19 protein-coding genes are annotated in these 21,202 nt (G+C 61.7%); 2 read left to right on the top strand and 17 right to left on the bottom strand.

The features are described from left to right. Positions 1 to 156: 156 nt before the first annotated feature. Together cmk and aroA are read right to left on the bottom strand one after the other, a co-directional pair. Complete coding sequence (gene cmk / locus MAIT1_RS05875; protein WP_085441372.1) at positions 157 to 840, bottom strand: (d)CMP kinase; 684 nt, start codon at positions 838 to 840, stop codon at positions 157 to 159. Then, a complete protein-coding gene (gene aroA, locus MAIT1_RS05870; RefSeq protein ID WP_085441420.1) occupies positions 837 to 2,165 on the bottom strand; it encodes a 3-phosphoshikimate 1-carboxyvinyltransferase in 1,329 nt (442 codons plus the stop codon). The genes cmk and aroA overlap by 4 nt, the downstream gene beginning before the upstream one ends. A gap of 208 nt (positions 2,166 to 2,373) precedes the next feature. On the opposite strand from aroA, the gene MAIT1_RS05865 reads away from it, so the two are divergent. Both MAIT1_RS05865 and MAIT1_RS05860 read left to right on the top strand, forming a co-directional pair. Then, the gene (locus tag MAIT1_RS05865; protein ID WP_085441371.1) at positions 2,374 to 2,853 is read left to right on the top strand and encodes a rubrerythrin family protein; all 480 of its coding nucleotides are present in this window, start codon (positions 2,374 to 2,376) and stop codon (positions 2,851 to 2,853) included. Between the two features lie 83 nt (positions 2,854 to 2,936). Continuing rightward, a complete protein-coding gene (locus MAIT1_RS05860) occupies positions 2,937 to 3,101 on the top strand; it encodes a rubredoxin (RefSeq protein WP_085441370.1) in 165 nt (54 codons plus the stop codon). 104 nt (positions 3,102 to 3,205) lie between these two features. Here MAIT1_RS05860 and MAIT1_RS05855 read toward each other — a convergent pair whose 3' ends face one another. From MAIT1_RS05855 to nuoE, 15 genes are all read right to left on the bottom strand, one after another. Continuing rightward, positions 3,206 to 3,529: a hypothetical protein gene (locus MAIT1_RS05855; protein ID WP_085441369.1), complete on the bottom strand. Its 324-nt coding sequence runs from the start codon at positions 3,527 to 3,529 to the stop codon at positions 3,206 to 3,208. Between the two features lie 887 nt (positions 3,530 to 4,416). Continuing rightward, positions 4,417 to 4,926: a Ros/MucR family transcriptional regulator gene (locus MAIT1_RS05850; RefSeq protein ID WP_085441368.1), complete on the bottom strand. Its 510-nt coding sequence runs from the start codon at positions 4,924 to 4,926 to the stop codon at positions 4,417 to 4,419. A gap of 218 nt (positions 4,927 to 5,144) precedes the next feature. Beyond that, positions 5,145 to 6,233 carry a chorismate synthase gene (aroC, locus tag MAIT1_RS05845; RefSeq protein ID WP_085441367.1) on the bottom strand — a complete coding sequence of 363 codons (1,089 nt, stop codon included), beginning with the start codon at positions 6,231 to 6,233 and terminating at the stop codon, positions 5,145 to 5,147. Between the two features lie 258 nt (positions 6,234 to 6,491). Beyond that, positions 6,492 to 7,280: an enoyl-ACP reductase FabI gene (locus tag MAIT1_RS05835; protein ID WP_085441365.1), complete on the bottom strand. Its 789-nt coding sequence runs from the start codon at positions 7,278 to 7,280 to the stop codon at positions 6,492 to 6,494. Between the two features lie 115 nt (positions 7,281 to 7,395). After that, complete coding sequence (locus tag MAIT1_RS05830) at positions 7,396 to 8,571, bottom strand: class I SAM-dependent methyltransferase (RefSeq protein WP_085441364.1); 1,176 nt, start codon at positions 8,569 to 8,571, stop codon at positions 7,396 to 7,398. A 512-nt stretch (positions 8,572 to 9,083) separates the two neighbouring features. Beyond that, positions 9,084 to 10,529 (bottom strand): NADH-quinone oxidoreductase subunit NuoN, encoded by a 1,446-nt coding sequence (gene nuoN, locus MAIT1_RS05825; protein ID WP_085441363.1) that lies wholly within the window; start codon positions 10,527 to 10,529, stop codon positions 9,084 to 9,086. Positions 10,530 to 10,819: 290 nt separating this feature from the next. Continuing rightward, complete coding sequence (locus MAIT1_RS05815) at positions 10,820 to 12,313, bottom strand: NADH-quinone oxidoreductase subunit M (RefSeq protein ID WP_085441361.1); 1,494 nt, start codon at positions 12,311 to 12,313, stop codon at positions 10,820 to 10,822. 42 nt (positions 12,314 to 12,355) lie between these two features. Next, entirely contained in the window at positions 12,356 to 14,278 is a 1,923-nt protein-coding gene (gene nuoL, locus MAIT1_RS05810) for an NADH-quinone oxidoreductase subunit L (protein WP_085441360.1), read from the bottom strand. 81 nt (positions 14,279 to 14,359) lie between these two features. After that, complete coding sequence (nuoK, locus tag MAIT1_RS05805; protein WP_085441359.1) at positions 14,360 to 14,665, bottom strand: NADH-quinone oxidoreductase subunit NuoK; 306 nt, start codon at positions 14,663 to 14,665, stop codon at positions 14,360 to 14,362. Position 14,666: 1 nt separating this feature from the next. Continuing rightward, positions 14,667 to 15,257, bottom strand: coding sequence for an NADH-quinone oxidoreductase subunit J (locus tag MAIT1_RS05800; protein ID WP_085441358.1), 591 nt, complete (start codon positions 15,255 to 15,257; stop codon positions 14,667 to 14,669). 14 nt (positions 15,258 to 15,271) lie between these two features. Beyond that, a complete protein-coding gene (gene nuoI, locus MAIT1_RS05795; protein ID WP_085441357.1) occupies positions 15,272 to 15,769 on the bottom strand; it encodes an NADH-quinone oxidoreductase subunit NuoI in 498 nt (165 codons plus the stop codon). A 13-nt stretch (positions 15,770 to 15,782) separates the two neighbouring features. Continuing rightward, complete coding sequence (nuoH, locus tag MAIT1_RS05790; protein WP_085441356.1) at positions 15,783 to 16,811, bottom strand: NADH-quinone oxidoreductase subunit NuoH; 1,029 nt, start codon at positions 16,809 to 16,811, stop codon at positions 15,783 to 15,785. A gap of 83 nt (positions 16,812 to 16,894) precedes the next feature. Beyond that, positions 16,895 to 19,279, bottom strand: coding sequence for an NADH-quinone oxidoreductase subunit NuoG (nuoG, locus tag MAIT1_RS05785; protein ID WP_158089333.1), 2,385 nt, complete (start codon positions 19,277 to 19,279; stop codon positions 16,895 to 16,897). Between the two features lie 25 nt (positions 19,280 to 19,304). Next, positions 19,305 to 20,585, bottom strand: coding sequence for an NADH-quinone oxidoreductase subunit NuoF (nuoF, locus tag MAIT1_RS05780; RefSeq protein WP_085441354.1), 1,281 nt, complete (start codon positions 20,583 to 20,585; stop codon positions 19,305 to 19,307). An 88-nt stretch (positions 20,586 to 20,673) separates the two neighbouring features. Beyond that, positions 20,674 to 21,183, bottom strand: coding sequence for an NADH-quinone oxidoreductase subunit NuoE (gene nuoE / locus MAIT1_RS05775; RefSeq protein ID WP_085441353.1), 510 nt, complete (start codon positions 21,181 to 21,183; stop codon positions 20,674 to 20,676). Positions 21,184 to 21,202 lie beyond the last annotated feature (19 nt).

Raw genomic sequence — 21,202 nt, 5'->3', positions numbered from 1 at the left:
ATACGGGTTGAAGTTGATCCAAAACAGCCAGCTCCTCTTGAATCTGGAGCAAGCCGCGGTTTACAGACAAAAACGAGAGTCCGCAAAACGGACTCTCGCGCGATGACTATGTGTCGGGACGGGCTTTGCGAGTTGAACGCCGACCGCACTGAGGCTTCAGTCGGCGGCGTCGCGTTGGCGGGCGATGATCCGCGCCACCGTTTGCACGCTCTGGGGCAGGGTCAGTTCGCTGGTGTCCACTACCGTGGCCCCTGCGGCGACGACCATGGGCGCATGACTTCTTTTGGCGTCCCGTTCGTCGCGTTGGGCCATCTGGTCCCGAATCTGAGTGAAGCTAACAGATTCTCCCTTCTCCTGCAACTCCAAAGTCCGGCGTTTTGCCCGTGCGTCAAGGGACGCCGTGAGAAAAATTTTCACCTGCGCATCGGGCAGCACCACCGTGCCGACGTCGCGGCCATCCAGAATCGCCGCCCCCGGCGCGCCATAGGCGCGTTGGAAATCCAGCAGCGCGGCGCGCACCGGGAGCATCGACGCCACCTTGGACGCCGCCACGCCACTCTCTTCGCGGCGCAACTGCTCGTGCACGTCGACGCCATCCAAAAAGGCGTGGAATCCCACTTCGGCGCCCAGATCACGGAAGGTGAAGTCCATCTGCGCAGCCCACTGCGCCAGCGCCTCGGGATCCCATTGATCCTGCTGCAGGGCGTGCAGTCCGACGGCGCGATAGAGCGCGCCGGTGTCCAGATAGGCCAGGCCAAACTGGCGCGCCGCCTCGCGGCACACCGTGCCTTTGCCCGCCCCCGCCGGACCATCCACCGCCACCAGGAAGCGGTCGCTCATGACTGCGGCTCCGCTACCTCTTCAACGCGCATGCCCAGCGCGCCCATGGATGTGGCGAAGCCGGGGAACGAGGTGTTGATGTTGTCGCAGCGGGTCACCGTCACCGGCTCGGCGCAGCGCAGCCCCGCCACCAACAGCGACATGGCGATGCGGTGGTCGGTATCGGAGTCCACCGTGGCGCCGCCTTTGAGCCCGTTGGGGTTACCAACGATGCGCGCGCCGTCGGGATACTCGGTGAACTCCGCCCCCAACGCCGTCAAGCCCTTGGCCATGGCGCTGATGCGGTCGCTCTCTTTGACCCGCAACTCCTCGATGCCGCGCGCTTCGGTGACGCCGTCAGCCAGGGCGGCGGCGACAAAGAAGATGGGGTACTCATCAATAGCCGCCGGGGCGACCTCGCGCGGGGCGTCGATGCCGCGCAGTTCGCTGTAGCGCACATGCAGATCCGCCACCGGCTCGCCGCCCGCATTGCGCTCATTGATGCGCTCGATGTTCGCCCCCATCAAGTCCAGCAGCGCCAGAATGCCGGTGCGGGTGGGGTTCATGCCCACATTGCGAATGATGATGTCCGAACCCGGGGTGATCAGCGCCGCCACCATGGGGAACGCCGCCGCGGAGATATCGGCGGGCACTTCGATGCTCTGCGCCTTCAGCTCCGGCCAGCCATCCACGGTCACCTTCAAGCCGTCGCGCTCAACCTCGGCGCCGAACGCGGTGAGCATGCGTTCGGTGTGGTCGCGAGTGGGGGCCGGTTCGATCACCGTGGTCTCGCCTGCGGTGTTGAGTCCCGCCAACAGCACGCAGGACTTCACCTGCGCCGAGGCCACCGGGCTCTCATAGGTGATGGGGACCAGTTCGCCGCCCTCAATGGTGAGCGGAGCCAGACGACCGCCATCGCGGCCAGTGATGCGCGCGCCCATTTTGCGCAGCGGCGTCACCACCCGCCCCATAGGGCGCGAGCGCAGGCTGTGGTCGCCGGTGAGCACCGAGTAGAACGGCTGGCTGGCCAGCAGGCCCGACAGCAGCCGCATGGCGGTGCCGGAGTTGCCCATATCCAGCACATCCCCAGGCTCTTTGAGTCCATCCACCCCTTGCCCGGTGATCTCATATTGACCCGGACCCTGGCGCACGATCTCCGCCCCCATGGCGCGGAAGGCGCCAATGGTGCGCAGCACGTCCTCGCCCTCCAGCAGTCCGGTGGCGCGGGTGGTCCCCTCGGCCAGGGAGCCCAAAATAATGGTGCGGTGGGAGATCGACTTATCCCCCGCCGGGGTGATTTCGCCTGTGAGGGAGTCGCCGGTCAGGGTGCGCAAAGTGATGGACATGGGCGGTTTGGCCTCTGAGAAAGGGAATCCAAAGTGTGTCAGCTGCATAGAATGACCGCACTTGCCGCTGCGAGCAAGGCGGCGGGGAATTTGTAATCGTTAAATCCGATTAGCATTATGAAAACAACTCATTGGACCGATTATAGCGGATCGTCGTAATCTCTTTTCCAACGACAACGCACACTTCCACTTTTGAGGAGTTCGCACCATGAGTGAGCAAACTGTTTCCCAGACCGTGAAGAATCTTGAAGCCGCCTTTGCTGGTGAATCCATGGCCAACCGCAAGTATCTCTACTTCGCCCGTCTGTGCCGTCGCATGGGCGCCGATGAGGTGGCGGAAATTTTCGAGCGCACCGCCGAGCAGGAGACCGAACACGCCTTTGGCCACTTGGATCTGCTGTTCCCCGCCGACACCTTGACGCCCGCCAAAATGTTGCAACTGGCCATTGAGGGGGAAACGTACGAGTATACCGAAATGTATCCGGCGTTTCGCACCACGGCGCTGGAGGAGAAGAACGGCGCGGCGGTGGCGGAGATCGATGAGCAGATCGCCGAATCCCGCGAACATGCCGAGCAGTTTGCGCAGATGCTGGAGAAAGCGGCCAAGCGCTTCCGCGCCCTGGCCTCGGTGGAGGAGCGCCACGCCAACCGTTACCAACAGACCCTGGATAAGCACAACGCCGCTTAAACAGACGATTTGGCGGAACAAAATTCGCCTAAGATTGACAAACAGAGCATCCGGCCATTGGGCCACAACGAGGAGATGACGCCATGAAACGCTACAAGTGCACCGTGTGTGACTTTATCTATGACGAAGCCAAAGGGATGCCCGAAGATGACATCGCCCCGGGCACCAAATGGGAAGACGTGCCCGACGATTGGGAGTGCCCGCAGTGCGGCGTCTCCAAATCCGACTTCGAGATGGTGGAGATGTAATCTCTCCAACAGCGCCGCTACGGCGTGGAAAATGGAAAGCGCCCGCCTGAATCCAGGCGGGCGCTTTTTTATTGCGCTGCAAATTGCACAGTCGATTGCAAAACTCAGGCGCTTTTGCGCCGCATGCAGTAGAGCAACCAATCTTTGAGATCCGACAACAGGATGTGGCGATTGTTGGGCTCGCTGAAGTGGCGACGCGTCACCCAATCCTCTTCAGCGTAGCGCATGGCGGCGTCGCGGAAGGAGCGCGGCATATCCAGATTTAGTTGCGAGCTTTGCGTGAGCAGGCTCATCACCTGGCGGAACAACAATAGGTAGGGATCTCCGCTGCGGCCCGATTTGGTGAGCCAGAACTCCACCTCGGGGTAGAGATCGAACAGCGCCAGATAGTCCTTGGCATTGGGATATTTGCCGACGGAAATGTCCATGGTGCTTCCCCTCTTGGGATGGCATGAACCCCATTGGCCAGACCGTTCGGTTCTCCCTGCCGCAGTCGTGACCAACATGATTGATAGCCGCATTTGCTGCGGCGTTCAAGACGGCGTGGACCAATCTTGAATGTCTTTATCAAACTGTCTCTGCCAAACCCTTATGCACCAAACATGCCATTTCTATTGTCGCCTGAAGCTCCAATCGAATATTTCATTAACGAGGAAATGGAAGATATCGAGGGCTCCGCCCTCGAGCTCCCAACGACCAAACCGTGGGGCGCCGCCCCACACCCCGCTGTGGCCGCAGCCCCTGACGATTCGGCAGGATTGCCGAATCGGACTCGCGTAAGCGAGCCCGAAGGGTGAGGGCCATGGATAGCCCGAATCACCCCGCCGCCGACCAGCCGACGGCCAATAGTCAGTGCTAGCTCGGCCTGCGTCACGCAAACATTGGCTGTTCTCTGCGGTTTTGGTTTTGTATAGCCGCTTGAATCCAGAATGACACAAATCCAAAGCGCTCAATGTTTGCGTGACACTGGTTGGTCTTGCGCTGACTATGGGACAAATTTCCAACGGAAATTTGGCGGGATTCTTAAGGGTCTATGACCCTTAAGCGGGTGTGGGCAGCGCCCACGATTCGGCAGGATTTCCGAATCGGACTCGCGCAGCGAGCCCGCAGGGTGAGGGCCATGGATGGCCCGAATCACGGTTTAGATTTTGATCTTGGGAGCTCGAGGGCGCAGCCCTCGATATCTTTCAGCGCCCATATGTGCACTTTTGAATGCTAGCGACTATATATATCTCTGCGCGCCTGGCCTCGGACCATAAAAAAAGCGCCTGAAGCAGGCTTCAGGCGCTTTTTCAATGACGGCCGGGCGAGGACGTTAGGACTTCTTCTTGCTTGCGCTCTTTTTACGCGACTGTTGCAGCTTCTCTCCCAAACCGGCGTCGATGGCCAATTGGCGGCGGGTTTTGGAGTAGCTGGGGGCCACCGTGGGGTAGTCCTTGGGCAGATTGAACTGCGCGCGATAGTCATTCAGGCTCAGACCATGGGAGCGGGTCAGGTGGCCTTTGAGGGTCTTGCAGGACTTGCCGCACACCAGGCAGAACACCGCATCTTCGGTGACTGATTCCTCAACCGGCAGCGCGGGCTTGGGCGCGGCGGGCTTTTTAGCGCGCGTGGCGGCCTCGGCGCTGGCCTCTTCCGAAGCCGCTTCAGCGATCGGCGCGGGGGCTTCGGCCACAGGCGCTTCGCTCTGCGCGCCGGTGTCCATCTGTTGCAGCGTAACGTGCACCTGCGTCATCAAACCAGTCAGCTCTTTGGCGTCCAACGTATTATTGCTGACATACGCTTGAACGATTTCCGCCGCTTTTTTCACCAATTCCGAAGACATTGCCCAGGCTCCTTACCCAATCAGTTCATATAAAAAAGTGAAGTACAACTGCGCACATTCTGGGCAGAATAGAACGAAAGTCAACCTTTTCTTTCGAATGTCGAAAGATGTTTATTTGCGAATATCAAAATCCCCATCCAATAAGCGCGCAACATCCGCTTATCCGCATCGCATAATCGTGGAGTTTCTCTTGTATTCGCCGTATTTGCGTCAGGTGATTACCCCACAGGGCTTTGCGCCCGCGCGCGCATCCAGTGATCGGCCAGGGTGAGCGCCACCATAGCTTCCGCCACCGGCACGGCGCGAATGCCCACGCACGGATCGTGACGCCCTTTGGTGATAATTTCACGGGCGTTGCCCTGTTTATCCACCGTACGTCGCGGAATTGTAATAGAACTCGTCGGCTTGATGGAAAAACGGATCACAATATCTTGTCCACTGGAGATTCCGCCCAGAATACCGCCTGCATTATTCGCCAAGAATTGCGGATGTTGCGCATCTTCGCCCGGAATCATCTCGTCAGCGAACGCCGCGCCGGTGGCCATGCCTGCGGCCATACCTGCGCCGATCTCCACCCCTTTGACGGCGTTAATGCTCATGATGGTTTTGGCCAGGTCGGCGTCCAGACGATCAAATACCGGCTCGCCGAGGCCAGCGGGCACATTCTCGGCCACCAATTCCAACGTCGCGCCCACGGAGTCGCCTGCGCCGCGAATGGCGTCCAGCAGCGTCTCCATTTTGGTCACAGCTTGGGCGTCGGGGGTGAAGAAGGGGTTTTGCTCCACCTGCTCCCAATCCCAGTTGGCGCGGTCGATCATCACATCGCCCATGCCGATCAGCGCGGCGCGAATGCGCACCCCCGCCACATGATTGAGCAGTTTTTTGGCGATGGCGCCGCCCGCCACGCGGATGGCGGTCTCCCGCGCCGAGGCGCGGCCGCCGCCGCGATAGTCGCGAATCCCATACTTGCGCCAATAGGTGAAGTCCGCATGGCCGGGGCGGAACAGCTCCATGATATCGCCGTAGTCTTTGGAGCGTTGGTTGCTGTTTTCGATCACCAGTCCGATGGGGGTACCGGTGGTTTTGCCTTCGAACACGCCGGAGAGGATGCGGATTTTATCCGCTTCCTTACGCTGGGTGGTGTGGCGGGATTGGCCGGGTTTGCGCCGGTCCAGATCCACCTGGATCTCCTCTTCGCTGATCTCCAAACCGGGGGGGCAGCCATCGATGACGCCGCCGATGGCCGGACCGTGGCTTTCGCCAAAGGTGGTGAGGGTGAAGAGTTGTCCGATGGTGTTGCCAGCCATGAGCGTTCCGTTAGCCAAAAGGTCTGTAATCGTGCGGTAGACAAGTCTTGAATGCGCGTAAATGATTGCGGACAGGGAGCAGCGTGACAGGTGGAAAATCGCGACATTTACTGGCGCGATTTTCCGGGGTCTGGGGTCCGCGACCCCAGCGGGGCGTGGGGCGGCGCCCCACGGTTTTATCTTTTGGGAGCTCGAGGGCAAAGCCCTCGATATCTTTCATCATCCAATTTCGCTCATACCACTTGAGCAGCAGGAACTTCAATCCTCTTCCGGCACCGCGCGCATGCCCACCACGTGGTAGCCGCAATCCACGTGCAGGGTCTCGCCGGTGATGGCGCTGCCGCCCGGACCCAACAGCATGAGGGCGGTTTCGGCCACCTCCTGCTGGGTGACATTGCGGCGCATGGGCGAGTTATCACGGTTCCAGTTGAGGATCTCTTTAAAGTCGCCGATGCCTGCCGCCGCCAGAGTCTTGATGGGTCCGGCGGAGATGGCGTTGACGCGGATGTTGCGCGGCCCCAGATCCACCGCCAGATAGCGCACGCAGGCCTCCAGCGCGGCCTTGGCGACGCCCATGACGTTGTAGTGGGGCAGCACCCGCTCGGCGCCCAGATAGGAGAGGGTGACGATGGAGGCGCCTTCGGTGAGCATGGGCGCGGCGCTGCGGCACAGGTTTACCATGGTGTAGGCGGAGCTGATCATGGCGGTCTCGAATCCCTCTTTGGAGGTATCGTAAAACTTGCCGCGCAGCTCCTCTTTCTTGGCGTAGGCGATGGAGTGGACGATGAAGTCGATGCCATCCCAATGCTTGGCGGCTTCATCGATCACCGCTTGCACATCGGCGTCATCGGTGGCGTCGCAGGGGCAGCAGAACACGCCGCCCACCTTCTCCGCCAACGGGCGCACGCGCTTTTCCATGGTTTCGCCAAAGAAGGTGAAGCCCAGCTGGGCCCCCTCGCGCGCGCACGCCTCGGCGATGGCCCAAGCGATGCTGCGTTCATTGGCCACGCCCAGAATAATGCCGCGTTTGCCCTCCATCATGCCCATGCTTGCTCTCCGTCAAAACGCTATTGGACGCCGGTTGACGTCTCGGTATTCTTTTTGATGAACACCATCGTCTTTTAATGCTCTCGGCGATGCATGTCCAGCCTTTGGCCCCATACTATAACGCATTCAGGCGATTATTCAGGCGAAATCCTGCCAATGGTTCGTTTGATGGGGCGATTCCCTTGGTCAGCAACAGCGCTTTAAAGTCGCCCATGGCGCCGGGCATCAACAGACGCGACGCCGCCTGTTTGATAGCGCCCAGTTGCGCAGCGTCAGGAACCATGCGCTGCATCTGCTCCAGCCGCTCCAGGATTCCCAGCCCCATGAGGAACCAGCTTTGGGTGGTAAAGCCCGTGCGCACTGCGCCGCCCGCCTCCGCTGCCCGCGCCATGGCGCTGAAGTCCACATGGGCGGTGATGTCCATCTCGCCAGGATATTTGAGCGGATCATCCACTCGCTTATGGCGATAGTGTCCCATCAGCGTGCCCCCGGCGCGTCCGGCGCAGCGCATCTCCCGCGCCGCTTCGCCATAGTCGATAAACAGCAGCGCCCCCTGCCCCAGCGTGTTGGCCGCTTGACGCATCCAACCGTCCGCCGCCACATGGGCTTCGAAGCGCCAGCCGGGCTGTAACGTTTCGGCGGTTATATTATGCTGCTCGCAATATCCTGCTAGCGCCGCGCTGGGATGCTCCAACTGCTCGCGCCAGGCGCCCTTGTGCGCATCCCACGTCACCACAATTTCGCGTAATCCCTGATCGGTCACCGCCGCGCCGTGCACTGGCAACGCATCGAGAAACTCATTGCCCAGGATCACCCCGTCAATGGGCGCCTCTACGGTCAGTTCCAGCAACGACGCCCCCCAGCGCACCGAATCTGTTTCGATTCCCGCCTGCGCCAAGGTCTCATGCTGGCGTTGGCGGAAATCCGGGCTGCTATCGACAATGGCGTAGCGGATCGCCTCTTTGAAGCCGGTGAATAGCCGCGCCGTGCGCAGAATGTCCGCCGCCATGCGTCCCACGCCCGCGCCCATCTCCACCACGTCAAAGCGCGATGGCGCGCCCATGCGGCCCCAGATCTCCACCAGTTGCAGCGTGATCAACTCGCCAAACAGCGAGGTCAGCTCCGGCGCGGTGACAAAGTCGCCGCTGCGCCCGATACGCGCCTTCTGCGCATTGTAATAGCCGTGCTGGGGATGGTGCAGGCACAGATCCATGAAATCCCGAAACAGCAGCGCGCCGCCGTTCTGTTCGGCGGTGGTGCGCAGAATCTCGTGGATGGGGTGGTGGCTCATAGTGTTGAGGTGATTTTGTTCGATGAGGAATGGGGTGATGGAAGATATTGGGGCTTCGCCCCAAACCCCATGAGGGCGCCGCCCTGAACCCTCGTTAGTTTGCTTTTATACTGGGCGCTATGGTCGCTAGCATTCAAAAGTTAACATATGGGCGCTGAAAGATATCGAGGGCTTTGCCCTCGAGCTCCCAAGGTCAAAAACCAAACCTTGGGGCGCCGCCCCAAACCCCGCTGGGGGCGCAGCCCCCTGACGATTTGGCAGGATTGCCGAATCGGACTCGCGCTAGCGAGCCCGAAGGGTGAGGGCCATGGATGGCCCGAATCACCCCGCCGCCGACTGGTCGGCGGCAAATAGTCAGCGCAAGCTCTTTCAGCGTCACGCAAACATTGGACATTCTGCGCAGTTTCGGTTTTGACTCACCATAATACCGAGCAGATCGAGTTTCTTCTTATACTTCAAATGCAACAGGCGCCCACTGGGCGCCTGTGTGCTCGACTTACTGAATCTGCCGCTTACTGCAGGAACGGCTGAATCGCCGCCGCGCTCCATCCCATCATCGCGCCAGGCATGATGCCCCACACAAACACTAGAATCGCGCTCACCGCCATCAACGCCGTGTTGTAGCCGCCCACCGGGGTGTCCAGCTCGCTCTCCGGCTCATCGAAGAACATCACCTTCACCACCCGCAGGTAGTAATAGGCCGCCACCGCGCTAAACAGAATACCCACAATGGCCAGCAGGTACATGTGCGCCTGCACCGCCGCCATGAAGATCTGGAATTTGGCGATAAAGCCCGCCAGCGGCGGAATCCCCGCCATGGAGAACATGAACACCGCCATCACCAAGGCCATGGCCGGACGCTTCTGATACAGACCCTTGTAGTCGTCGATCTTCTCGCCCACGCCCGCTTTGTTCAGGCCGACGATGAGGGCGAACGCGCCGATGCTCATGACGATGTAGATGGTCAGATAGGTGACCACCGCCTTATGCCCCATCTCGCCGCCCACCGCCAGACCGATCAGCGCATAACCGACGTGGCTGACCGAGGAGTAGGCCAACAGACGCTTGATGTTCTCCTGACGCAACGCCGCCAGGGCGCCCACGCCGATAGAGAGCAGCGCCACCACCTGCAGCACCGGAACCCACACGCTTGCGAGCGGCGCGAAGCCATCCATCAACACACGGTACATGGCGCCGAAGGCGGCCAGCTTGGGCATGGCGGCCATGAACGCGGTCACTGAGGTGGGCGCGCCTTCATAGACGTCCGGGGCCCACATGTGGAACGGCGCAGCGGCCATCTTGAACGCCAGACCCGAGATGATGAAGATCAAACCCATGTTGATGGGCAGTTGCAGATGGTGATCGGTGGCCAGGAACTGCGTCACCGAAGTGAAGGAGACATCGCCCACCGCGCCATAGATCAGGGTCACGCCATACAGGAACAGCGCCGAGGCCACCGAACCCAGCACGAAGTACTTCAAACCCGCCTCGTTGGAGCGCGGATCATCGCGCTTGTAGGCAGCCAGCACATAGATGGAGAGGGACATCATCTCCAGACCCATATACAGGGTAATGAAGCCGCCGGAAGAGACCATGATCATGCCGCCCAGCATGGCGAACATGGTCAGCACCACATACTCGCCGTTGCCGATGCCGGTGCGCTCGATGTAGTCCCAGGACATCATCAGCGGGGCCACCGTGGCCAGCAGGATGAGCAGTTTCATGTAGGCGGCGAAGGAGTCCTGCACGAACATGCCGCCAAAGGTGGTGCGCGTATCCGGGCCGATGGCCCAATGGCCGATCACAGCCGCCGCCAGAATGGTGATGGTGGCCACGCCGTTGATGCGGCGCTTGCCCTCTTCACCGCTCCACCAAGCGCTGGCCAGCAGCAGCGCCATGGCCACCACGGCGATGAGGATCTCCGGCAGCATCAAGCCAAGATTGATATCGGGCAGCATGTTGTCTCGCTCCGTGTCACAGCGCGCCGTTAGCAACGCACAGTCAAAATCACGCTATATTTCATCAGAATTCAATGGCTTCGGATGTTGGAAGATATCGAGGGCCATGCCCTCGAGCTCCCTAAGATCAAAAGCCAAACCGTGGGGCTCCGCCCCACACCCCGCTGGGGTCGCGGACCCCAGACCCCCAAAAATTCGGCCATAAATGTCCGAATTTTCGACTTTACGCTCCGGGGCAACTCTCAACTTCATTGCATTGCATGCGCAAAACCCATCGAGGGACTTACGCCTTAGTGCGCCATGGCCGCCGCCGTGGCGACGCCGCTCTTGACCACATGAGCCTGCTCGATGAGGTTGGTCACCGAGGCGCTCATCACATCCAGCACCGGCCCGGGATAGAAGCCCATCCACAGGGTGATGACGATGAGGGGCGCAAACACCAGCACCTCGCGACGAGTGACGTCGGTGAGGGCTTTGACATCCTCATGCACGATCTCGCCAAACACCACCCGCTTGTACATCCACAACATGTAGGCCGCGCCCAGCACCAGACCGGTGGCGGCGATAAACGCCACCCAGGTGTTGTCCAGAAACGCCCCCAGCAGAATCAGGAATTCGCCGACAAAGCCGTTGGTGCCTGGCAGACCCACCGAAGCCATGGTGAACAGCATGAAGATCACCGCATACACCGGCATGCGCAGGGCCAGACCGCCAAAGCGGGCGATCTCGCGGGTGTGCAGACGGTCATACACCACGCCGACGATGAGGAACAGCGCGCCGGAGACGATGCCGTGGTTGATCATCTGCAGAATGCCGCCCTCCACGCCGTTTTGATTCAGCGCGAAGATGCCGATGGTGACAAATCCCATGTGGGAGACCGACGAATAGGCGATCAGCTTCTTCAGGTCCTCCTGCATCAACGCCACCAGCGCCGTATAGACGATGGCCACCAGCGATAGCGCATACACCATGGGGGTGAAGTACTGGGTGGCGTCGGGCAGGATCGGCAGCGAGAAGCGCAGGAAGCCGTAGGCGCCCATCTTCAGCAGAATGCCCGCCAGAATCACCGAGCCGGCGGTGGGCGCCTGCACGTGGGCGTCGGGCAACCAGGTGTGCACCGGCCACATGGGCACCTTCACCGCAAAGGCGACGAAGAAGGCCAGGAAGATCATCAACTGGAACTTGAAGTCCAGCGGCGCCAGCATCAATTCGGGGATGCTGAAGGTGCCGGTCTTGAAGTAGAGCGCCAGCATGGCGATCAGCATCAGCACCGAGCCGGCCAGGGTGTAGAGGAAGAACTTCAGCGCCGCATACACGCGGTTGTTGCCGCCCCACACGCCGATGATCAAGAACATCGGGATCAGCATCGCCTCCCACAACACGTAGAAGAGCACGAAGTCCAGCGCGCAGAAGACGCCGTTGACGAACGCCTCCAGCGCCAGGAAGGCGATCATGTACTCTTTCACCCGCTTCTGCACGCTCTCCCACGAGGCGAGGATGCACAGCGGCGTGAGCAGCGCGTTGAGGATGATGAACGGCAGGCTGATGCCGTCAATCCCCATGCGATAGTGGATGCCCAGCGACGGCAACCACGGCGCCTCTTCCATGTATTGGAAGCCCGGGTTGGCGGCGTCGAACCCCGCATACAGCAGCAGCGACGCGCCGAAGGTGACGAGGGATACGCCCAGCGCCCACAGGCGCGCTTTGTCCGCGTCCTTGCCGTTGATCAGCACCAGGATCGCCAGCGCGCCCAGCAGGGGGAAGAAGGTGACGAATGTTAGCATCGCCTTGTGGCCTCCATAAAACCGTGTATCGTCAGCGCCCGATCAGGCGTAGAAGGTGATCAGCACCAGCACGCCCGCCAGCATGGCGAAAGCGTAGTGATACACATAGCCCGATTGCATGCGTTTGAGCACAGCGCCCATGCGCACCATCAGATTGGCGGTTCCATTCACGCCGTAGCCATCGATGATGGTGGCGTCGCCGGTCTGCCACAGCCCTTTGCCAATGGCTTTGGCGGGCTTGATGAAGATGGCGTCATACAGTTTGTCGAAATACCAGGCGTTGAGCAGGAACTGATAGCCGCGCGGGCACAGCTCTGACACCTTCTTCGGCAGGGTCGGAACCCAGATGTACATCAGCAGCGCCAGGAACAGACCGCCCAGGAACATCACGAAGGGGAGCCACTTCACATGCGCAGGCGCATGGTGGGCGTGGGCCAACGCATCGTGGCCTTCGGCCAGGAAGATGGCGTCCTTGAACCAGCCCGCTTCGATGATGCCGTGGCCGAGGTAGCCCGCCAACAGGGCGCCCACCGCCAGCAGCAGATTGGGCGCGCGCATGAACCACGGCGCCTCGTGGGCGTGGTCATAGTGGTGCTCGTCATGGGGCTTGCCATGGAAGGTCATGAACACCAGACGGAAGCTGTAGAAGGTGGTCATGAAAGCGGCGATCAGGCCAATCACCCAGGCGAAGGTGCCGACGCCGGTGTGGGCGGCCCAGGCCGACTCCAGAATGGCGTCCTTGGACCACCAACCGGCCAGATAGGGGAAGCCGGTCAGCGCCAGGGTGCCAATCATCATCAGCGCGTAGGTGAGCGGAATCTTCTTCCACAACCCGCCCATTTTGCGCATGTCCTGCTCGTGGTGCATGGCGTGGATCACCGCGCCCGCGCCGAGGAACAGCAGCGCCTTGAAGAAGGCGTGGGTCATCAGGTGGAACATGGAGGCCGCATAGGCGGAGACGCCGGCGGCGAAGAACATGTAGCCCAGCTGCGAACAGGTGGAGTAGGCGATCACCCGTTTGATATCGTTCTGCACCAGACCCACCGAGGCGGCGAAGATCGCGGTGACCGCGCCGATCACCGTCACCACCATCAGGGCGGTTTCCGACTGCTCGAACAGCGGCGAGGCGCGGCACACCAGGAACACGCCCGCAGTCACCATGGTGGCGGCGTGGATCAGGGCGGAGACCGGGGTGGGGCCCTCCATGGCGTCGGGCAGCCAGGTATGCAGGAAGAACTGCGCCGATTTGCCCATGGCGCCCATGAACAGCAGCAGGCAGATCAGGGTCATGGTGTTGAACTCATGGCCCAGGAACATCATGGTGGCTTGGTACTGATTGGTCAGCGCCATGGCGAACACGCCCTTGTCGCCGAGGAAATCCAGGGTGCCGAACACCATGAACACGCCGAACACACCCAGGGCGAAACCGAAGTCGCCCACGCGGTTGACCAGGAACGCCTTGATGGCGGCGTTGCAGGCGGACTCTTTTTTGAACCAGAAGCCGATCAGCAGATAGGAGGCCAGGCCCACCCCTTCCCAACCAAAGAAGAGTTGCAGGAAGTTGGGCGCGGTGACCAGCGACAGCATGGCGAAGCTGAACAGCGACAGGTAGGAGAAGAAGCGCGGAACGTCGGGATCCTCCTCCATGTAGTTGACCGAGTAGATATGCACCAGGGTGGAGACGCCGGTGACCACGATCAGCATGATGGCGGTGAGGCGATCCACCAGCACCCCCAGGGTGACCACGAAGTCGCCCGAGGGGATCCAGGTGAAGAAGGTTTCATGCACCGCCGGGGCGTCGCCCAGGGCGATCTCGAAGAACGCCTTGATGGAGAGCAACAGCGCCAGGCCGATGCCGCCGATGGTGACGATCTGGCTCATCTGGTTGCCCAGTCGACGGCCAAACAGACCGGCGATGATCGATCCCATTAGCGGCAGCAGTACGATGAGTTTGTAAGTGCTCATATTTGATTCGCCGTTGCTCTTTACGTTGCTGGCGGTCGCCGCTTTCGCGTGCAACCCCTCGTGCGCCCTGTGGCGCGTCCATCAGCCCTTCAGAGAGTCGATCTCTTCCACATCAATGGTGCTGCGGTTGCGGAAGAACAGCACCAGAATGGCCAGACCGATGGCCGCCTCCGCCGCGGCCACGGTGACCACGAAGAAGGTGAAGATCTGCCCGGTCAGATTGTGCAGAAAGTGCGAGAAGGCGACGAAGTTGATGTTCACCGCCAGCAGCATCAGTTCGATGCTCATCATGATGATGATCATGTTCTTGCGGTTCAGGAAGATGCCGAAACCGCCAATGACGAACAGGATCGCCGACAGGATCGCATAGGCGTTGATGGTGATCATGTTACGCACCCTCCCCGGACTTGACCTTGTTGATCACCAAGGCGTCCTCGCGCTTGCGATTCAACTGATGGCTGACCCGCTGCTTCTTGACGTCCTTGCGTTCGCGGTGAGTCAGGGCGATGGCGCCGATCAGCGCCACCAGCAGCACCACCGAGGCCAGCTCGAACGGGAACAGATACTTGGTGTAGAGAATCTTGCCGATGGCCAGGGTGTTGTCGTAGTCGGCGGCGGCGGCCACGGGGGCCTCCAGATGGTAGGCGCCGCCCACGGCGGCCAACTCCACCAGCACCACCAGACCCACCATCAAGCCCATGGGCAGATGGTCGATGGCGCCTTTGCGCAGCTCGGCGAAGTCCACATCCAGCATCATCACCACGAACAGGAACAGAATCGCCACCGCGCCCATGTAGACCATCACCAGAATGGCGGCGATGAACTCGGCTTCGATGAGCACGAACAGCCCGGCGCTGGTAAAGAACGCCAGCACCAGCCACAGCACCGACTGGATCGGGTTGCGCGTGGTGATCACCATGACGCCGGAGACCACCAGCACCGTGGCGAGCATGAGGAAGACAAAATCGGCGACCATCATATCCTTCGCGCTCCTTAACGGTATTTGGCGTCGGCTTGCAGACGCGCGTCCACCACCGGCTTCCACTTGTCGCCGTTGGTCAACATCTTGTCCTTGTGGTAGAAGCGATCTTCGCGATTCTCGAACGCCACGTCCAGATAGGGCCCCATCACAATCGCCTCCACCGGGCACGCCTCTTCGCACAGGCCGCAGTAGATGCACTTGAACAGGTCGATGTCGTAGACCTTGGTGAGACGCTTTTCGGCGCGGCTGGTCTCATCGATTTCGATGTAGATCGCCTGCGCCGGGCAGATCGCCTCGCACAGTTTGCAAGCCACACAGCGCTCTTCGCCATCCTCGTACTTGCGCAGCACGTGCACGCCGCGGAAGCGCGGCGAGGTGGGGGTGCGCTCCTCCGGGTACTGGATGGTGATCTTCGGCTTGAACATGTAGCGAAGGGTAATCGCCATGCCGGAGACCAGCTCCTTGAGGAAGAGGCTGTCGAGTATCTCTTTGAATTTGACGCCCAGCATCGCTCGCCGCTCCTTACAGCAGATTCAGCAGATGGATGGCGCTGCCGGTGACGAAAATCCAGAACAGCGACAACGGCAGGAAGACCTTCCACCCCAAGCGCATGAGCTGGTCATAGCGATAGCGGGGGAAGGTGGCCCGGATCCACAGGAAGACGAAGAGCAGGAAGCTCATCTTGATCGCCAACCAGAGGATGCCGGGGATAAAGTCCAGCGCGGCGATGGGCGGCAGCCAGCCGCCCAGGAACAGCACCGAACCCAGCGCCGAGACCAGAATCATGTTGGCGTATTCACCCAGGAAGAACATGCCGTAGGTGAGCGCCGAATATTCGGTCATGAAGCCGGAGACCAGTTCGGACTCGGCTTCGGGCAGGTCGAACGGGGCGCGGTTGGTCTCCGCCACCACCGAGATGAAGTAGACTACGAACATGGGGAACAGGGGAATCACGAACCACATGTTCTTCTGCGCCTCAACGATGGTGGACAGATTGAGGCTGCCGGAGAGCATCACTACCGGGATGATGGTGAAGCCCATGGAGACTTCGTAGGAGATCATCTGGGCCGAAGAGCGGATCCCGCCCAGCAGCGAGTAACGGGTGTTGGAGGCCCAACCGCCCATCAACACGCCGTAGGCGCCGATGGAGGAGATCGCCAGCACGTAGAGCACGCCGATGTTCAGATCGGCGATCACCATCTCCGGCTGGAACGGAATCACCGCCCACGCCAGCAGCGCCGGACCCATGGTCAGGATCGGCCCGATGAGGAAGATCATGGGGCGCGAGTGAATCGGGATCAGGGTCTCCTTGAACATCAGCTTCACCGCATCGGCGATGGGCTGCAGCAGTCCAATGGGACCGACCCGGTTGGGACCGACGCGCACATGCATGAAGGCGATGACGCGGCGTTCCACATAGGTGAGATAGGCGACTGCGCCCAGCATCGGACCCACCACAATCATGATGCAGGCCAGATTCCACACCACCGGCCACAAGACGCCGAATGTGTCGTTGCCAAATGCGTGTATCGGCTGTAGGAATTCCGTCATCGCCCGTTATCCCAGTCCGCTAATGGGGAGTCCTCTCCCCGCAAAAGCCTCGGCGCGCGCGCCGCCAGCAATCGTGTATCCGCTCAAATGGCGGTCAAGCTCACGGCGGGGAAACCGCCGTCCCAGTCGCACAAACTCTGAATCGGCGTTTCGCCGGTTCCCAGCATCCCCACCACCACCCCCGCCGGCACGTCGGCCTGCGCCTTGGCGGCGGCTTCGATGGAGCGATCGCCCTGGATCACCCGCACCCGTCCGCCTTCGGCCAGCTTCAGCTTGGCGGCGTCGGCGGGGTTGATATAGAGCAGATTGCCGCCATCCAACTCCGCCATCACGCTGGAGTTGCGCGCCACCGCGTCGCCGCGATAGAACGGCGCTTCCAGCGCAAGCGCATAACCACTGCCGCTGACCGGCGCGGTCGCCTCGATGGCGGGCAGGCCGGTGGTGACCGGCTTGTGATCACAGGCGCGGGTGACGTCGCAGTCGCTCAACACCTCCAGGTTGTAGCGCAGATCCGCTTTGGCCATGGCCTCGCGCAGCGCTTCGACGGTGTTGTAACCCAGCGGTTTGGAGAAGCGATCGGACAGCGCGCGCAGCACGCGCCAATCCTCTTTGGCCTCAGCGGGGGCGCTCACCACCGCCGGGCTGCGCCGGGCGCGCCCTTCGGCGTTGGTCACCGTCACTGACTTTTCACGATTGCTCTGACCGGCCAGGCAGACGTCGGCCAGGGCGGTGGAGGCGTTTTCAAACGCACCCAGGCTGATCACCTGCGCCTTCTCCAGCGCGGCGCGGGCCAGATTGACGTCGGCGGCCTCGGTGAGCGGGTCGCTGCCCAGCAGGAACAGCACCTTGATCTGACCATCGGCGGCGGCTTGCAGAATCTGGCGCGCGTTCATGCCGCTGTGCTGGGCGCGGGCGTAACCCGGACCACGGTGCGGAACCACGCCCAGATCCTGCGCGGCGCAGGCTCCGGCGCGGGCGGAGACGCGGTTGTAACCGTTCCACTCGCCGCCCAGTTTGCCCAGCTTGTCCAGAATCGCCACCGCGGTGCGGCGCAGCGCTTCGGCCTGGGGGTGGTTGATGGCGCCTTCGCCCAGAATCAGCACCGGACGCTCGGCGCCTTTCAGCGCTTCGGCCACCGCCCCGGCGTCGCCGGAGCCGGAACCGCCCAGGGCCGCCAGCACCTCCGCCAGTTTGGCCGCTTCGCCGCCGGGGGCGACGGTGAGGGATTGCAGTTTGGGCAGCGCCATATCCTGATTGCGCGGACCGATGGCGAAGGATTTGGCCCCGGCGCGCGCAGCCTTGCGCAGGCGCAAGTTCAGAATCGGCGCTTCATAGCGGGTGTTGGCCCCCACCAGCACGATGCAATCGGCATCCTGCAACTGCGCAATCGGCGTGTTCATGAACAGGTCGGCGCGGGTCAGCCCAGCGTCATCGCCGGAGAAGTCGCGCTGGCGCAGACGGTGATCCATGTGCGGCGTGCCCACCGAGTGGCGCAGGAAGTCCTGGAACGCAAACAGCTCCTCGCCCGCCGTATGATCTTCGGCGGCCAGACCGGCGACCTCTTCGGGCTTGACCCCTTTGAGGATCTCGGCGGCGCGATCCAACGCGCCCTGCCAGTCGGCCTTCTCTTCGCCTTTGATCATCGGCGCGGCAAGACGCCCCTGGGTCAGACCATCAAAGGCGAAGCGGCCCTTATCGCAGGTCCAGCCCTCATTGATGGACTCGCACGGCGCGCCCTGCACCCGCTTGATGGCGTTCTGGTCGTAGTCCAGCTTCAGGTGACAGCCGACGGCGCAGTGGGTGCAGACGCCCTCTTTGCTCTTGAGCTCCCAGCTGCGCGCCTTGAAGTGGAACGGCTTGTCGTTGAGCGCGCCCACCGGGCAGATCTGCGCCAGGTTGCCCGCCAGTTCGGTCTCCAGCGAGGCCTCGACAAAGGTGCCCACGCTCATGTGGTCGCCGCGATAGGTGGCGCCCATCTGCTCCACGCCCGCCACCTCGGTGGAGAAGCGGATGCAGCGGGTGCAGTGGATGCACCGATCCATCTCGGTTTCGATGAGCGGGCCGATGTCGATGTTGACCGGTTCGCGCTTGGTCTCATGGAAGCGGGCGCGGTCGGGACCGTAGCCCATGGCCAGATCCTGCAGGTCGCAGTTGCCGCCCTCGTCACACACCGGGCAATCCAGCGGGTGGTTGATGAGGAGGAACTCCATCACCCCGCGCCGCGCCTCTTGCACCATGGGGCTGTTGGTCTTCACCACCATGCCGTCGCCTGCGGGCATGGCGCACGACGCCACCGGCTTGGGCATCTTCTCCACCTCCACCAGACACATGCGGCAGCTGCCCGCAATGCTCAGTTTGGGGTGGTAGCAGAAGTGCGGAATATAGACGCCCAGTTTACGCGCCGCATCCATGATGGTGGCGCCGGCTTGGACGCTGATTTCCTGGTTGTCGATGATCAGAGTGGGCATGGTCTCGAGTCTCCTGATGCGCCGGTCAACCGACCATGCAGCGGCCATGTTCGATGTGATGGACCCATTCGTCCCGGAACGCCTTGATCGCGCCTTGAATCGGCATGGCGGCGGCGTCGCCCAACGCGCAGATGGTCTTGCCGGAGATGTTGGCGCAGACGCTCTCGAGCAGCTCCAGATCCTTCATCTGACCTTGGCCATCCTCGATGCGGTTGACCACCTGGGCCAACCAGCCGGTGCCTTCGCGGCAGGGGGTGCACTGGCCGCAGGACTCATGGCGATAGAAGTTGGACAGCCGCGCGATGGCTTTGACGATGCACACCGACTGGTCCATGACGATCACCGAACCGGCGCCCAGCATACTGCCGGCCTTGGCGATGGCGTCGTAATCCATGGTCACCGTTTCGCACTGCTCGCGGGTCAGCACCGGGGTGGAGGAGCCGCCGGGGATCACCCCTTTGAGGTTGTCCCAGCCGCCGCGCACGCCGCCCGCATACTCCTCAATGAGGGTCTTCAACGGCGTGCCCAGCTCCACTTCGTAGTTGCCCGGTTTGTTGACGTGGCCGGAGACGCAGAAGATCTTGGTGCCGCTGGACTTCTCCACCCCCAGATCGGCGTACCACTGACCGCCGTTTTCGATGATGGCGGGCACTGAGGCCAGGGTCTCGACGTTGTTGATCACCGTGGGGCAGCCATACAGACCGACGTTGGCCGGGAACGGCGGCTTCAGACGCGGTTGGCCCTTCTTGCCCTCCAGCGACTCCAGCAGCGCGCTCTCCTCGCCGCAGACATAAGCGCCCGCGCCGCGATGCACGTAGAGGTTGAAGGTCACCTCCGTGCCCATGATCTTCTCGCCTAGCTTGCCGTTGGCGTAAGCTTCGTCCACCGCCGCCTGCAGCACTTCGGCCTCGCGATAGAATTCGCCGCGAATGTAGATGTAGCCGCGCTGCGCGCCCACCGCATAACCGGCGATGATCATCCCCTCAATGAGCATGTGGGGATCGTAGCGCATGATGTCGCGGTCTTTGCAGGTGCCCGGTTCGCCTTCGTCGGCGTTGCACACCAGGTACTTGGGTCGCGGATCATCCTTGGGGATGAAGGACCACTTCAGACCCGCCGGGAAGCCCGCGCCGCCGCGGCCGCGCAGACCGGAGGTCTTGACCTGTTCGATGACGTCGCCCGGGGGCATGCCCAACGCTTTGGCGGCGGCGGTGTAGGCCCCGCGTCCTTCGGCCACTTTGTAGGTGTGGCTATCGGGCAGGTGGATGTTCTTGAACGTCACCTGCACGTCGTTGGCTTGACTCATGGAGAGACTCCTCTCACCCGCTGCCGGGGCGCTGCGCCCGGGCAATCCAGCTGAAAATTCTAACCCGTGACCGGTCCTGAAATGCTGCTCAGGCCAGTCCGTCGATGACGCCGACCACCGATTCGGGGGTCAGATTTTCGTAATAGTCGTCGTTGATCTGCAACATCGGCGCATTCACGCACGCGCCCAGGCACTCCACCTCGGTGAGGGTGAAGCGGCCATCTTCGGAGGATTGGCCGAACTGCAGCTCCAACTTCTCCTTCACCGCCGCGCTGATGGCGTCGGAGCCGCACAGCCAGCAGGAGATGTTGGTGCAGATCTGCACATGGTATTTCCCCACCGGCTTGAGGTTGTACATGGTGTAGAAGGTGGCCACCTCGTACACGCGGATGGGGGCGGCGTCCACCAACGTGGCGACGTAGTCCATCGCCTCCTGGGAGAGCCAGCCGCCGAACTCGCGCTGCGCCAAGTCCAACAACGGCAGCAGGGCCGAGAGTTTATGCTCGGGCGGATAGCGATTGAAGATCGTTTCCGCTTGCTTCAGGGCGTCGGCGGAAAACTGCACGGCCTGCCCGGTGCTGATGGGTGCGTTGTTCATGAGACGTCGTCGCCTTCTT

It is taken from the genome of Magnetofaba australis IT-1 (genome assembly GCF_002109495.1).
Taxonomy (GTDB): Bacteria; Pseudomonadota; Magnetococcia; order Magnetococcales; family Magnetococcaceae; genus Magnetofaba; species Magnetofaba australis.
Note: the sequence above shows the minus strand (reverse complement) of the source record. Positions and strands in the feature narration are given on the sequence as shown.

Excerpts from the sequence above, each read along its gene's own strand:
- nuoE (WP_085441353.1), bottom strand. The coding sequence starts at position 21,183 with ATGAACAACGCACCCATCAGCACCGGGCAGGCCGTGCAGTTTTCCGCC.
- nuoN (WP_085441363.1), bottom strand. The coding sequence starts at position 10,529 with ATGCTGCCCGATATCAATCTTGGCTTGATGCTGCCGGAGATCCTCATC.
- nuoH (WP_085441356.1), bottom strand. The coding sequence starts at position 16,811 with ATGACGGAATTCCTACAGCCGATACACGCATTTGGCAACGACACATTC.
- MAIT1_RS05815 (WP_085441361.1), bottom strand. The coding sequence starts at position 12,313 with ATGCTAACATTCGTCACCTTCTTCCCCCTGCTGGGCGCGCTGGCGATC.
- MAIT1_RS05855 (WP_085441369.1), bottom strand. The coding sequence starts at position 3,529 with ATGGACATTTCCGTCGGCAAATATCCCAATGCCAAGGACTATCTGGCG.
- MAIT1_RS05850 (WP_085441368.1), bottom strand. The coding sequence starts at position 4,926 with ATGTCTTCGGAATTGGTGAAAAAAGCGGCGGAAATCGTTCAAGCGTAT.
- nuoK (WP_085441359.1), bottom strand. The coding sequence starts at position 14,665 with ATGATCACCATCAACGCCTATGCGATCCTGTCGGCGATCCTGTTCGTC.
- MAIT1_RS05800 (WP_085441358.1), bottom strand. The coding sequence starts at position 15,257 with ATGATGGTCGCCGATTTTGTCTTCCTCATGCTCGCCACGGTGCTGGTG.
- MAIT1_RS05860 (WP_085441370.1), top strand. The coding sequence starts at position 2,937 with ATGAAACGCTACAAGTGCACCGTGTGTGACTTTATCTATGACGAAGCC.
- cmk (WP_085441372.1), bottom strand. The coding sequence starts at position 840 with ATGAGCGACCGCTTCCTGGTGGCGGTGGATGGTCCGGCGGGGGCGGGC.
- nuoL (WP_085441360.1), bottom strand. The coding sequence starts at position 14,278 with ATGAGCACTTACAAACTCATCGTACTGCTGCCGCTAATGGGATCGATC.
- MAIT1_RS05830 (WP_085441364.1), bottom strand. The coding sequence starts at position 8,571 with ATGAGCCACCACCCCATCCACGAGATTCTGCGCACCACCGCCGAACAG.
- nuoI (WP_085441357.1), bottom strand. The coding sequence starts at position 15,769 with ATGCTGGGCGTCAAATTCAAAGAGATACTCGACAGCCTCTTCCTCAAG.
- aroC (WP_085441367.1), bottom strand. The coding sequence starts at position 6,233 with ATGGCTGGCAACACCATCGGACAACTCTTCACCCTCACCACCTTTGGC.
- MAIT1_RS05835 (WP_085441365.1), bottom strand. The coding sequence starts at position 7,280 with ATGGGCATGATGGAGGGCAAACGCGGCATTATTCTGGGCGTGGCCAAT.
- nuoG (WP_158089333.1), bottom strand. The coding sequence starts at position 19,279 with ATGCCCACTCTGATCATCGACAACCAGGAAATCAGCGTCCAAGCCGGC.
- MAIT1_RS05865 (WP_085441371.1), top strand. The coding sequence starts at position 2,374 with ATGAGTGAGCAAACTGTTTCCCAGACCGTGAAGAATCTTGAAGCCGCC.
- aroA (WP_085441420.1), bottom strand. The coding sequence starts at position 2,165 with ATGTCCATCACTTTGCGCACCCTGACCGGCGACTCCCTCACAGGCGAA.
- nuoF (WP_085441354.1), bottom strand. The coding sequence starts at position 20,585 with ATGAGTCAAGCCAACGACGTGCAGGTGACGTTCAAGAACATCCACCTG.